A 12,245-nucleotide genomic window follows, 5' to 3' on the forward strand; every position below is an offset into this window, starting at 1 on the left:
CAAGGCTGCCCAGGTCGTAGGGTCGAAGGGCAACGACGCGAAAGGTGCAGCTATGAGTGTGCGAGTCGAACACGCCGGGCCGGTGACGACGGTGATCATGAATCGCCCGGAGGCGCGCAACGCGGTGGACGGGCCGACCGCGGCGGAGCTGGCGGACGCGTTCCGCGCCTTCGACGCCGATCCGGATGCGGCGGTCGCGGTGCTGTGGGGCGACAACGGCACCTTCTGCGCGGGCGCCGATCTGAAAGCGCTCGGCACCGAACGTTCCAATCACGCCGCCGAAACCGGCGACGGCCCGATGGGCCCGACCCGGATGCAGCTGTCCAAGCCGGTGATCGCCGCCGTTTCCGGATTCGCGGTGGCGGGCGGGCTGGAACTCGCGCTGTGGTGCGATCTGCGTGTCGCCGAGCAGGACAGCACCTTCGGCGTGTTCTGCCGCCGCTGGGGCGTGCCGTTGATCGACGGCGGCACCATCCGCCTGCCGCGCATCATCGGCCACGGGCGCGCCATGGACTTGGTGCTGACCGGCCGCGCGGTGAGCGCGGCCGAGGCGCTGGAGATCGGATTGGTCAACCGGGTAGTACCGCCGGGCGAAGCCCGCCAGGCCGCCGAGCAACTCGCCGCCGAACTCGCCCAGCTCCCGCAGACCTGCCTGCGCTCGGACCGGATGTCGATGCTCGAACAGGACGGGCTCGACGAGCAGGCCGCGCTGCGCAACGAATTCCAGCACGGAATGAAAGCGCTGATGGACGGCGCGCTGGACGGCGCCGCCCGGTTCGCGGCGGGCGAGGGACGACACGGCGCCCGCTCCTGATGGACCGCCTCAGCGTCGTCGACGAGATCTTCCTCCGCACCCACCGTGGACTCGGCACTCCCATTGCGCTGCAAGGGTTGTGGCGGACGGCCGATCTCGTCGACCCGGCGCTGCTGGCGCGGCTACATGCCCTGCTCAGCGCGGGACCTCTGGGGCGCAGGGTGATTCGACCGCGGGTGCCGGGCGCGCGCCGGGCCTGGCAGCCGACCGTCCGCGCCCATCCCCTCGACTACCCGAACTCGCCGATACCCGTTGCCGCGCTGCTGGATTGGGCCGATGCCCAAGGCAGCTCGCTGGACCCGGAGTTCGACCCCGGCTGGCGCCTGTCGGCGGTCCCGCTCGACGACGGCGGAACCGTAGTGGCACTGACCTGCTCGCACGCCCTCGCCGACGGGCGCGGCCTGGTGCACGCGGCGGATGCGGCGCTCACCGCGATCGCGTCGGCCGACTCCGCCGTTCCGGCAGCGCGTTTCAGTCCGGCGTCGGACTGGAGCGATGCGTGGCGGCAATGGTCGATCGTGCTGCGGGGGACGGCCCGGGCGTTGCGCAAGGGCGTTCCGGAGCGGCCCCGGCCGGGTATCGCGGCACCCTTGGGTAAGGCCCATCCGGATAGCGCGATCCTGCAATTCTCGGCGCGCGAATGGGATCGGCTGGCGGCGGAACATGGTGGGACAGCGAACAGCCTCTTCATCTGGTCGACCGCGCAGTTGCTGTGGGCCGATGGGTTTCCGCGTGAGGTGATCGAGGCGAGTCTGCCGGTCGACACCCGCGACGAGCCGCGCACCGACAACGATCTCGCGATGACCTCGATCGCGGTGACGCGTTCGGACGATCCGGCGACACTGCGCGAAAAAGCAAAGGCGGCCTATGAATATCGCATGTCCAGTCCGGGCGGCATGCCTGAGGAACTGCTCCAGGTAATTCCCGATCGCTGGGCACACGCGCTCGCCGCGGGGGCGGGAGAACGAGACATCCTGTGCTCCAACATAGGAACTCTGCCCGGCTCCGTGCGCACTCTCGGACCGAACCGGTGCACCGGTGTCGCCGCCCGCGCCATCCACCCCGGGCTGCAACACCTTCCCCGGACCAGGCTGTCCGGCTACCTGTGCCGAATCGGTGACGACTACCTCCTGTCCCTGGTGTCTCCGGACCCGGCGACTCCGCTGGCCGAGCTCATCGACGCTCTCCCCCTGCGTATCCCGATGTCACGCTGGTCTTGACCTCAACAATCATTCAGCTTCTAGCGTGGACGGCATGAAACCACGCCCCGCCCTGCACGATCCGGCCCGCCAACCCCGTGCCGACACCGAGGCGACTGCCCTGGCCGAACAACTCCAGCACGGACTCGACGCGAGCGATGCCGATGCCTACGACAGCTGGTTCACCGGCGACATCATGTGGGGCAGCCACCTCGGCACCACAGTCACCGGCTACGACGAACTGAACGCCATCCATCACCGGCTCATGCAAGCCGGTGCCGCACCGGATTCCCGCTTCGAAGTCGTCGCCGCCCGATCCCCCGCACCCAACGTGGTCCTCGCGCACATCCGCCGTTCGGCCCGTGCCGACGGCGGATTCTCCGAGATGGCGCTCTATGTTCTCGTCGAGCGCGACGGCGAGTGGTGGCTGGCCGCCGCCCAGAACACTCCGATCACCGCCTGACCGCGCGGAACCGTCAGATCGCGTATCCGTATCCGGTTCGAGCGGGAACGCGGTAGCCAGGACGCGCCGGGCGTTCGAGTCCGCGCAGGACACGAAAACGGTTGCGCAGCTTTGCCAGAAGCGCGGCCACAGATCGTCGACGGCGTGCTCCGGAACCTCCGTGCGCCGGCGAAGATAGTCCCGAATTCCTTCGGGCGTGCGGATACCGGCGTCCTCGATGTCGCCGCGAAACGCACCGGCGGCAGGCCAGCTGCGCACCCAGTAGGCCGCTTGCGCCGCCTGTGCGCGAGCATTCCAGGGCAACCGGTTGTCGTCGAGCGCCGCGATCAGCCGCAGCAGCAGCGTGCGACGGCCGACGGCGGCGATCAACGGGTGCACGAGCTGGGCGGTGTGCCCGGCGTCCAGCAGGACCGCGGCGAAGATCTCGTCGAAGTTCTCCGCCGTCCAGTCCGGCCGTTCGCCGAGCACCCGGCCGAGGTGAAACCGCGTCGTCTCCAACAAACTCGTAGCGTCGCTGCGCCGCGTCCGGATGCGGCCGCCAGTCCGGGTTCGCCGCCGGCAGCAGCCGATCGATGCGAGCCTGTAGCTCCGAATCAGCGGTCATGCCACAGTCTTACGCCGAGGCGGACACGCTCGAAACTCGGTTCAACACCTCGACGGGTGTGCCGACCCCGGATTCGAGGTCTGCGGACGGGATCGGATCACCCCAAACCTGCTGTAGCGGAAGAACTCCCGCCCAGACGCCGCCGGTGTCGATGTCCTCCTGATCGTCACGAGGCCCGCCCTCGCGCACCTTCACCGAGGCTTCGGTGAGGTCGAGGGCCAGGACGATGGTGGCCGCCATCTCCTTCTTCGACGGCGGGCGGACCCGGTCCCACGACCCGGGGGCCGCGTGCTCCACGATCACCTGGAGGGCGCGCATTCTCGCGTCCGGGTCGGTGACTTCGACCGCGCGGCCGCGGACCACGGCGGAGCGGTAGTTCATCGAGAAGTGCATGGCCGAACGGGCGTAGACCAGCCCGTCGACATGGGTGACAGCCACCGAGATATCGCCTTGCAGGGCGGCGCGCATGTTGCCCGCACCGGTGGAGCCGTGCAGGTACACGGTGTCGCCGTCGCGGCCGTAGACGGTCGGCAGCACGACCGGAGCGCCGCCGAGCAGCACGCCGATGTGGCAGACCAGGCCCGCGTCGAGGACCGCGTCCAACTCGGCCCGATCGGTGCGGCCACGTTCCTTGCTGCGCGTCAGCGTGGTGCGCGGGGTCGGCGAGAGGGGCGTCCGGGTGCTGGCTGTCGGGCTCATAGGACAAGCCTGCCTCGCGAAGTGGCATTATTGAATAGCCAATTCATGGCAATTCGAGCAGTCCAATTGAGAGGTGTCCGATGCTGGAGGAGTTACCCCTCGTCCTCGATCGGGCGGCCGCGGAACCGCTGTCGGTCCAGGTCGCCGACGGTTTACGCGCGGCCGCGACCAGCGGTGCGCTGCGCGCCGCCGATCGGCTGCCGTCCTCGCGGGCGCTGGCCCGGCAACTCGGCGTGAGCCGCACGGTGGTGGCCGCCGCCTACGACCAATTGCACGCCGAGGGGTGGCTGGACGGCAGACAAGGCTCGGGCACCTATCTGACCACCGCGCCCGTCGCGAAACTCCCGCCGCTCACGCCGGTAGCCGGGCCGGACGACAGCGCCCGTCTGCTCGACCTGTTCCCCGGCGCTCCGTGTATCGAAGCCCTGGATCCGGCCGCGTGGCGCCGAGCCTGGCGCGCGGCCGCGGACAACTCCGCGGTGGTGCGCAAGGACCGGGCGGGCGAACCCGATTTCCGCGCTGCCGTCGTCGAACATCTCCTGCGCCACCGGGGATTACAGGCGGGAAGCGACGCGGTCGTCCTGTCCACGGCCGGAACCAGTTCAGCGGTCGGCGAATTCGCGAACGCGGTGCTGCGCCCGGGCGACACCGTCGCGATCGAGGATCCCGGATATCAACGTGCCATGGGCGCCTTTCTCGCCGCGGGCATTCACGTGCATCCGGTGCCCTGCGACGGTGACGGGCTGCGGATCGACCTGATACCCGAGGGTGTGCAAGCGGTGTACTGCACTCCGGCGCACCAATTCCCGCTCGGCGCGCGCATGCCCGCCGCCCGGCGGGTGGAACTCGTCGAGTTCGCCCGCCGCGCCGGCATTCCCGTCCTCGAAGACGACTACGACGGTGAATTGCGTTACGACACCGCACCTTTACCGCTGCTGGCCGCGATGGCCCCCGACGTGGTGATCCATCTGGGCACCACCAGCAAAATCCTCTCCCCCGCCCTGGGCGTCGGCTGGCTCGTCGCACCGCCGGACATCGCCGCCGCGATCCGCACCTACCGCGAACGCACCGGCTCCGGCCCGAGCCCCGCCGGCCAGCACGTCTTCACCGAACTGGCCCGCAACGGTGACCTCGCCCGCCATCTGCGCCGCCTGCGCCGCACTCTCCCACCACGCCGCGAACTCCTGGTCAGCGCCCTGCGGCGGCGCGGCCTGGAAGTCCTCGGCGACGACGCGGGCTCGCATGTGGTGGTCCCCCTGCCCTCCGCGGCCGTCGAAGACCTGGCCATCGCCCTCGGCCGCGCCCGCGGCGTCGCCCTGGACGGGCTGGGCCGCCACCATCTGGCCGCCCAGCCCGACCTCGATCCCCGTCTGCCGCAGACCCTTCCCGCGACCACCCACGCCCTCGGCCGCCATACCTTCGGCATCACCCTCGGCTATGCCGCGCTCTCCTTGACCGACCTGCGCACCGCTGTCCCCCTCGCCGCGGACGGCCTCGCCGCCGCGCTCGCACCGGAGTGATCGAGCGGGTGGCGCGCGAAGAGGCCTGTGGTCCGAGCCGGGCGGGCGGCGGGAGGCATAGCATGGTCGGCATGACCGAACAGGACATCCTGGCTCGTATCAAGCAACTGGTCGACGCGGAGCACGAGCTGCGCGCCAAGGCCGAGGCCCACGAGGTCGACCCGGTCGCCGAGCGCAAGCAGTTGGGCGAACTCGAGGTGCTGCTCGACCAGTGCTGGGATCTGCTCCGCCAGCGCCGGGCGCGGATCGACGCGGGCGGCGCCCCGGAGGACGCGCAGGTCAACACGGCCGGCCAGGTCGAGGGCTACCTCCAGTAGCGCTGTTTCATGATCGACGAGCGGGGTAGTTCGCCGGAATGAGCAATCCAGAGCCGAAGACCACCGATTCCGAGCACGGCCCCACCGAGGCCGATGCCGACGTGCAGAGCGACCCGGCCAAGGGTGGCGACGACCGCACCGATTGGTCCGACGAGGGTGGCGCTACCCCGGAAGGCCCCGCCGACGAGTGACGCCCCCGCCCGCCCCGGACAGTGACCGGACGGCCGTTCCCGATGCCCCGGCCAGTGACCGGTCGGGCGTTTCCGATCCCACGGCCGGCGACCGGTTCGGGGTACCCGACGCTCCAGCCAGTGATCGGTCCGGCGCATCCGACGCCCCGGCCAGTGATCGGTCCGGCATACCCGATCCCCCGGGCGGCGATCGGTCCGATGCTCTGGGCAGTGGCCGGTCCGACCTATCCGGCGCCCGGGAAGATCGGCATTCAAGCGTGCCCCCGGCCGCCGGCGAGCCCGCGTGTCTGCTCGGCGAGGTCTGTCCTGACTGTGGGCGGGTGTTCTCCGACGTCTACGCGGTGGGGTGTGCGCAGTGCCGCCCGTCCTGACCAGACCTATCGGTTCGCGCCGATGGCTTGACCGACGATGGCTTGGACCGCGGTCGGCAGGAGTTCGTTCAGCCCCTGGGTGAACTCCGGGTCGGTGGCGGCGGTGGTGGGGCTGGTGATCGTGCAGCCCGGCTGGGCCGGGATGCCGTTGAGGCGGTCGCGCAGCCAGTGGAACGCGGCGGGGAGGTGGGTGAGGACACCGGAGATGTGCTCTGCCAGGAATTCCCGCACGTAGGTGACGCTGGGCGCGCCCTCGGCGCAGTACTCGTCCACCAGCCGGTCGACGGGGGCGGCGGGCAGGATCTCGTCGTTCTGGGCGTGGTAGATGTACACGGGCACGGACGGGGTGCGCTGGCCGAGGGAGTTGTCCGCGATGACCCGCTGCACCGCGGGGTGGGCCAGCGGGTCACCGCCGCGGAACGAGGAGAAGTAGTCGTAGAAGGGCACGACACCGGTGCCCATCGGATGGCAGAGCACGAGTTTGCTGCCGAGCAGGAGCTGGCCCAGCGGGTCCATGTTCTCGCGCAGCGCCTGCCGCAGTTCCGGATACTCGTTGGCCAGGCCGACGAAGGCGCCGAGCACCAGTCCGGTGTAGAGGCCACGGTTGTTGTGGCGCACCACCCCCGCCCAGTCCGCGGCCGCGACACCGCCCGCCGCGATCCCCACGATGTCGAGCTCCGGCGCATAGTCCTGCGCGATTTCCGCGGCGAACGAACTCGGCACGGTCCCGCCCGAATACCCCCACAGCGCAGTCGGCGTGTCCACACCCGAGAGCTGCGCGGGCTCGAAACTCTGCACCGCGCGAATACCGTCGAGCGTGGCCTGCGCGCCGATTCGGGAGGCGGCGTAGGCGGAATTCGGCCCCTCGTAGTCCGGTAGCGAAACCGTCCAGCCCTGGCCGATCCCGGCCGCGATCGGAATGAGCACCTCCGCGGCGTTCACGTAATCGGCCGGAATGGCACCGGCCTGGATGACATAGGACGGCGCGCAATACTGCGCCGCGCTGTCCTCCGCGATCTGGTATGACAGCAATTTCCGGCCGCCGTCGGGCCGCGCGCCACGCGGTTTCAGCACGGTCGTCACCGTGGCGATGGCCTCGCCGAAACTATTGGTGGTGCGGTAGAGCAGTTGCCACGCATCCACATTCAGGTGTGCGATTCCGAAGAACGCCGGCGCGATGGCCCGCACGCGCAGCACCTGCCCCGGCGCCGCCGCGGCGACGATGCCGGCGGGCGGCGCGTAGAACTCGTCGAGCTCGGGCGGCAGGGTGAGCCCGGGCACCGGCTCGATCCGCAGATCGGAGGTGTCCGCGGCGGCGGTGAGCTGAGCCGACATCGACACCAGGATGCCTACGGCGGTCACGGCCGCGGCGAGGCGGGTCGCTCGAAAGGGTCGCATTCGAATTCTCATTTCCCGGTGCGCGGCGCTGGATTGCTACACCGTCCCAGACGGAGGTGTCGCAGGTCACCGTTCGTTCGACAAGGATTCGGGCGCCGAGTTTGTGCATTCGACGGGATTCGAGTTTGGGCGCGTGCACCAAAGAAGCAGTTCCGGTCCGGCTATTGCGCACGGATGTTTGTCTGTGCGAACAATGTCGGATGACCTCGCCACCGAACTCCGCCATCGGCGCCGAGTTCATCGATTTTCTGCAAGCCCTGCTGCCCGGCATGATCCGGGACACGCTGTCCGGCGTCTTCCGCGAGGTGCCCGACTATCAGGAGCTGCCCGCGGAGCTGCTCGGCATCGAATTGCCCCAGGCGGCCGAGGCGAATCTGCGGCTGTTCCTGAATTCGGTGATCGAGGGGCGGGTGCCGCGCGAAGACGACGTCACCGAATTGGTGGAGATCGCGGTGCACCGGGCCCGGGAGGGCGTGCCGCTGGACACGGTGCTGTCGGTCTATCACCACGGCGCCGCCGCGGCGTGGAATTCGGTGGCCGCGCTGGCGGATACCCCGGAGCGCCGCGATCAGCTGCTGGCCCTCGTGCCGTACGTGCTCGGGTATCTGGGCGCGGTGACACCCGGCGTCGCGGGCGCCTACCTGCGCGAACGCCAGGACCTGCACTGGGAGCAGCGCGAGGCCAAACGCGCTGTGGCACAGGCGCTCGTGCACGGCAAACCGGCCGACCTGCTGGCCGAGCGGTTCGGCATCTTCCTCGACGGCGGCTTCCAGGTGCTGGTGTTCCGGCTCGCTGAACCGGAAGGCAGACCCGCGGTGACCGGCCGCCCGGTGCTGCGCCTCGCGCACACCGAGATCGAGGCGCTGTCCCCGCGCGCCCTGAGCACCATGGAGCGCTCCGGCGGCGTGGTCCTCGTCCCGTCCGCGGACGCCGAATCACCGGGCAAGCTCGAGGCTTTCGTCGCCCGGATGGCGGCCGGGACCGGCCTGCGCACAGTCGCCGGGCACGCAGTCGCGGCGAGCCCGGGGCAGGTCGCCACCGCCGCGGAGGAGGCGGGCGAGATCGTCCGGCTGGCCGACCGCCTGCACCGGCCTACGGGTGTGTACCGGATGGCCGACCTGGCCCTGCAATACCAGCTGGCCCGCCCCGGCCCCGCCCGCGCCTGGCTGCTGTCGCTGCTCACGCCACTGGCCGCGCACCGCCATCTGCTCGACACCCTGCGCGCCCTGATCCAGCACGGATACAACCGCCAGGAGGCGGCGGATGCGCTTGTGGTGCATCGCAATACGCTCAACTACCGGCTCAACCGGATCGCCACCCTCACCGGCTACGATCCGGGCCGCCCCGATCACGCGCAGCTGTTCGCCGCGGCGCTGACCGCCAGCGATATCGATTCCTCGGAATAGGTGCGTGGAACACGATCTGGTCACTTCTGTCTGGGCCAGCTTGCGCCGCTCGATACCATCGAGTGATGGTGGCAACGACCGATATCGAGACCGCTGACGGAATGGTGCGGGGTCGGCGCGGCCGCCGCGTGCACCGCTGGCGGGCCCTGCCCTACGCCGCGGCGCCGCTGGGCGAGTGGCGGTTTCGCGCACCGCGACCGGCCGAGCCGTGGGCCGGTGTGCGCGACGCCACCGAATACGGTTTCGCCGCGATGCAGCATCGGGCGGGTGCGCGCATCGGCCCGCGCCAATATCAGCCCACCAGTGAGGATTCCCTGACGCTGAACGTCACCGCGCCGGTGACGCCGGCGTCGACGCCGCGCCCGGTCATGGTGTTCATCCACGGCGGCGGCTACCTGATGGGCACCTCCGCGCTCGGGTTGTACTCCGGCGCGCGGCTGGCGGTGCGCGGCGAGGTGGTCGTGGTGTCGATCAACTATCGACTAGGCGCCTTCGGGTATGTCGACTTCGGCGAATTCTCCACCCCCGCGCGGCCTTTCGACTCGAACCTCGGGCTCCGCGACCAGGTCGCCGCGCTGGAGTGGGTGCGGCGCAATATCGCGGCCTTCGGCGGCGACCCCGAAAACGTCACCGTCTTCGGCGAATCCGCGGGCGCGCACGCCGTGCTCGCGCTGTTCGCCACGCCGGCCGCGAAAGGCCTGTTCCACCGCGGTATCGCGCAGAGCCCGCCCGCCGACTGGGCGATGTCGGCCGAGGACGGCCGGACCTTCGCCCGCCGCTGCCTCGCGGCCCTCGGCGGCGCACCCGCCGACGCGGCCCGCACGCTGACCGAGTCCTCCGCCAACGACATTCGCAAGGCGGTCGCCCGCGTCATCGGCGAGGTGCTGCGCGAGCGGCCGGGCCTGTTCCCCGCCTGCCCCGTGGTCGACGGCGACTTCCTCCCGCGCTCCCCGATCGACGCGTTCACCGACGGCACCGCGCACCGGCTGCCCCTCATCATCGGCACCTGCCGGGACGAGGGCGCCCTGTTCGACAAGTTCGCCGACGGCCTGCCCACCAATCCGCAGCGGCTGCGCACCGTGTTCGAGCACGCGGGCAAGGGCGCCGAATCCCGCGTAACCGCCGCCTATCCCGGCTATCCACGCGGCAAGGTGGCGGTGCGCATGGGCGGCGACTATGTCTTCTGGCGGCCGTCGGTGACCGTGATGGAGGGCCACAGCCGGCACGCGCCCACCTACGCCTACCGCTACGACTTCGCCCCGCGCGCACTGCATCTCAGCGGCGTCGGCGCCACCCACGCCACCGATCTGATCCCGGTGTTCGGCGCGACCGACGGGCCGATCGGCCGGGCGTTCACCGCCGCGGGCGGCCGCGGCGGGCTGCGCGTGGTGACCCGCCAGTTCCAGGACAACTGGCTGGAATTCGCCCGCGCGGGCGCACCGCTGCCGTCTTGGCCCGCCTACACCGAAGAGCGCCGCACCACGCTGATCATCGACAATCCCACCCGCCTGGAGCACGACCCGGACAGCGCCAAACGTGTTGCCTGGCAGGGTGTCCCGGTCGCGACGCTGACCTAGACGAGAAACTCCTACTTCAGCAACCGGGACATGCGCCGATCGGCCAGGATCTTGCCGCCGGTCTGACAGGTCGGGCAGTACTGGAAGGAACGCTCCGCGTAGGAGACCTCGCGGACGGTGTCACCGCAGACCGGGCAGGGCAGCCCGGCGCGGGCGTGCACGCGCATCCCGGAGCGCTTCTCACCCTTCAGGCGCGCGGCATCCTGGCCGGCCGAGCGCTGCACCGCGTCGGTGAGCACCTCCCGCATGGCGCCGTAGAGCTCCGAAACCTTCTGCGCGGGCATGGTTTTGGTATTGGCGAACGGCGAAACCTTGGCGGTGTGCAGGATCTCGTCGGAGTAGGCGTTGCCGATCCCGGCGAGCAGTGTCTGATCGACGATGGCCGTCTTGATGCGCTGCGAGGCGCCGCGCAGGATCTCGGTGAACTGCTCCTCGGTGACTTCGAGCGCGTCCGGCCCCAGCCGGGCGATGCCGGGCACCGATTTCGGATCCTCGACGATGTAGACCGCCAGCCGCTTCTTGGTGCCCGCCTCGGTCAGGTCGAACGCCGGGGTGGCGCCCTCGGGATCGAAGAAATGCACCCGCAGCGCCAGCGGGCTCTTGCCGCCGGGCTTCGGCGGGGTCTGGCTCGGTTCGTCGATCCAGCGCAGCCAGCCGCCCCGGGACAGATGGGTGATCAGCCAGAGGCCGTCGCACTGCATCCCCAGGAACTTGCCCCAGCGCCCCGCGCCGGTGACATCGCGCCCGGACAGCGCCGTGACCGGCGGGTCGAACGTTTTCACCGCGCTGAAGGCCGCGACATCGACACGCCCCACCACCGCGCCGACCGCATGCTCCCGCAGGAACTGCGCCAACGCCTCTACTTCCGGCAGCTCAGGCACGCGGTCCAGATTACCCGCGGGTACCGACAAACAGCGGTGATCAGGCGCGGCGCAGCCGGTAGACGTCCATGATCCAGCCCTTCTCGGCGCGCAATCGGCTCCGGACGTCGACGATCCGCTGTTCCACCTCGCGCAGCGGGCCGGCGATCAGCACCTCGTCCGGCATCCCCAGGTACGCGCCCCACCAGATCTCGATGTCGTCGCCGGGGACCTCGGTGAACGAGCAGTCGCCGTCCAGCATGACCACCGCGGAACTGCCGAGCCCCTCCTCGCGCAGCCGGCGGCCGGTGGTGATGTGCACCGGCTCGCCGATGCGGTGCAGCACCATGCGATGCCGGGCGGCGAGGGCCTGCACGCTGGTCACGCCGGGGATCACCTCGTAGTCGAAGGACACCCCGCGCGCCAGCACCCGCTCGACCATGCGCAAGGTGCTGTCGTAGAGCGCGGGGTCGCCCCAGACCAGGATGCCGCCGTCCCCCTCGGTCTGCTCGAAGGCCTGCGCGAGCAGGGCGGCGCGGCGCTCGTGCCAGTCCTCGACCACGCCCTGGTAGTCCTCCGGTGCGCGGTCGCGCGGCGGATCGGGGATCTCCACGATCCGGTACGGGCGGTCCATGTGCTCGGACAGGATCGCGGTGCGCACGTCCACCAGCTCCTGCTTCTCGGCGCCCTTGCCGATGACGAAGAACACCTCGACCCGGCGCATGGCCTTGATGGCCTGCACGGTGACCTGATCGGGGTCACCCGCGCCGATACCGATCACAGAGAGCTTGCGCATGTGCCGAGAGCTTTCCATGCCGGCCGCGGA

12 protein-coding genes are annotated in these 12,245 nt (G+C 70.3%); 7 read left to right on the forward strand and 5 right to left on the reverse strand.

The genetic code is table 11. The features are described from left to right. Positions 1-52 precede the first annotated feature (52 nt). Together AB0H76_RS38655 and AB0H76_RS38660 are read left to right on the forward strand one after the other, a co-directional pair. Positions 53-814 (forward strand): crotonase/enoyl-CoA hydratase family protein, encoded by a 762-nt coding sequence (locus AB0H76_RS38655; protein WP_357332636.1) that lies wholly within the window; start codon positions 53-55, stop codon positions 812-814. Continuing rightward, positions 814-2,034, forward strand: a complete 1,221-nt coding sequence (locus tag AB0H76_RS38660; protein WP_357332638.1) for a hypothetical protein — start codon at positions 814-816, stop codon at positions 2,032-2,034. The genes AB0H76_RS38655 and AB0H76_RS38660 overlap by 1 nt, the downstream gene beginning before the upstream one ends. 13 nt (positions 2,035-2,047) lie before the next feature. Here the strand turns inward: AB0H76_RS38660 and AB0H76_RS38665 are convergent, their stop codons facing one another. Beyond that, a complete protein-coding gene (locus AB0H76_RS38665) occupies positions 2,048-2,977 on the reverse strand; it encodes a hypothetical protein (protein ID WP_357332639.1) in 930 nt (309 codons plus the stop codon). Between the two features lie 112 nt (positions 2,978-3,089). Continuing rightward, a complete protein-coding gene (locus AB0H76_RS38670) occupies positions 3,090-3,779 on the reverse strand; it encodes a pyridoxamine 5'-phosphate oxidase family protein (RefSeq protein WP_357332641.1) in 690 nt (229 codons plus the stop codon). Positions 3,780-3,859: 80 nt separating this feature from the next. Here AB0H76_RS38670 and AB0H76_RS38675 point away from each other — a divergent pair, with 80 nt between their 5' ends. From AB0H76_RS38675 to AB0H76_RS38685, 3 genes are all read left to right on the forward strand, one after another. After that, on the forward strand, positions 3,860-5,299 hold the full coding sequence (locus tag AB0H76_RS38675; RefSeq protein ID WP_357332643.1) for a PLP-dependent aminotransferase family protein: 1,440 nt from the start codon (positions 3,860-3,862) through the stop codon (positions 5,297-5,299). 71 nt (positions 5,300-5,370) lie between these two features. Then, entirely contained in the window at positions 5,371-5,616 is a 246-nt protein-coding gene (locus AB0H76_RS38680) for a DUF2630 family protein (protein WP_357332645.1), read from the forward strand. A gap of 38 nt (positions 5,617-5,654) precedes the next feature. Beyond that, entirely contained in the window at positions 5,655-5,807 is a 153-nt protein-coding gene (locus AB0H76_RS38685; protein ID WP_357332647.1) for a hypothetical protein, read from the forward strand. A 377-nt stretch (positions 5,808-6,184) separates the two neighbouring features. Here the strand turns inward: AB0H76_RS38685 and AB0H76_RS38690 are convergent, their stop codons facing one another. Then, positions 6,185-7,576: a lipase family protein gene (locus tag AB0H76_RS38690; RefSeq protein ID WP_357332649.1), complete on the reverse strand. Its 1,392-nt coding sequence runs from the start codon at positions 7,574-7,576 to the stop codon at positions 6,185-6,187. A gap of 200 nt (positions 7,577-7,776) precedes the next feature. Between AB0H76_RS38690 and AB0H76_RS38695 the strand changes: the two genes are divergently transcribed. Continuing rightward, positions 7,777-8,982 (forward strand): helix-turn-helix domain-containing protein, encoded by a 1,206-nt coding sequence (locus AB0H76_RS38695; protein ID WP_357332651.1) that lies wholly within the window; start codon positions 7,777-7,779, stop codon positions 8,980-8,982. Between the two features lie 65 nt (positions 8,983-9,047). Further along, a complete protein-coding gene (locus AB0H76_RS38700) occupies positions 9,048-10,559 on the forward strand; it encodes a carboxylesterase/lipase family protein (RefSeq protein ID WP_357332653.1) in 1,512 nt (503 codons plus the stop codon). A gap of 11 nt (positions 10,560-10,570) precedes the next feature. Here the strand turns inward: AB0H76_RS38700 and AB0H76_RS38705 are convergent, their stop codons facing one another. Continuing rightward, a complete protein-coding gene (locus tag AB0H76_RS38705) occupies positions 10,571-11,440 on the reverse strand; it encodes a DNA-formamidopyrimidine glycosylase family protein (protein ID WP_357332655.1) in 870 nt (289 codons plus the stop codon). Positions 11,441-11,480: 40 nt separating this feature from the next. Beyond that, positions 11,481-12,215: a precorrin-6A synthase (deacetylating) gene (gene cobF, locus AB0H76_RS38710; RefSeq protein ID WP_357332657.1), complete on the reverse strand. Its 735-nt coding sequence runs from the start codon at positions 12,213-12,215 to the stop codon at positions 11,481-11,483. Positions 12,216-12,245 lie beyond the last annotated feature (30 nt).

The sequence above is a fragment of the Nocardia sp. NPDC050712 genome (genome assembly GCF_040654295.1).
Taxonomy (GTDB): domain Bacteria; phylum Actinomycetota; class Actinomycetes; order Mycobacteriales; family Mycobacteriaceae; genus Nocardia.

Bases quoted from the DNA above. Each gene is read 5' to 3' on its own strand.
- AB0H76_RS38655 (WP_357332636.1), top strand. From the start codon at position 53: ATGAGTGTGCGAGTCGAACACGCCGGGCCGGTGACGACGGTGATCATG.
- AB0H76_RS38660 (WP_357332638.1), top strand. From the start codon at position 814: ATGGACCGCCTCAGCGTCGTCGACGAGATCTTCCTCCGCACCCACCGT.
- AB0H76_RS38670 (WP_357332641.1), bottom strand. From the start codon at position 3,779: ATGAGCCCGACAGCCAGCACCCGGACGCCCCTCTCGCCGACCCCGCGC.
- AB0H76_RS38675 (WP_357332643.1), top strand. From the start codon at position 3,860: ATGCTGGAGGAGTTACCCCTCGTCCTCGATCGGGCGGCCGCGGAACCG.
- AB0H76_RS38680 (WP_357332645.1), top strand. From the start codon at position 5,371: ATGACCGAACAGGACATCCTGGCTCGTATCAAGCAACTGGTCGACGCG.
- AB0H76_RS38685 (WP_357332647.1), top strand. From the start codon at position 5,655: ATGAGCAATCCAGAGCCGAAGACCACCGATTCCGAGCACGGCCCCACC.
- AB0H76_RS38690 (WP_357332649.1), bottom strand. From the start codon at position 7,576: ATGCGACCCTTTCGAGCGACCCGCCTCGCCGCGGCCGTGACCGCCGTA.
- AB0H76_RS38695 (WP_357332651.1), top strand. From the start codon at position 7,777: ATGACCTCGCCACCGAACTCCGCCATCGGCGCCGAGTTCATCGATTTT.
- AB0H76_RS38700 (WP_357332653.1), top strand. From the start codon at position 9,048: ATGGTGGCAACGACCGATATCGAGACCGCTGACGGAATGGTGCGGGGT.
- cobF (WP_357332657.1), bottom strand. From the start codon at position 12,215: ATGCGCAAGCTCTCTGTGATCGGTATCGGCGCGGGTGACCCCGATCAG.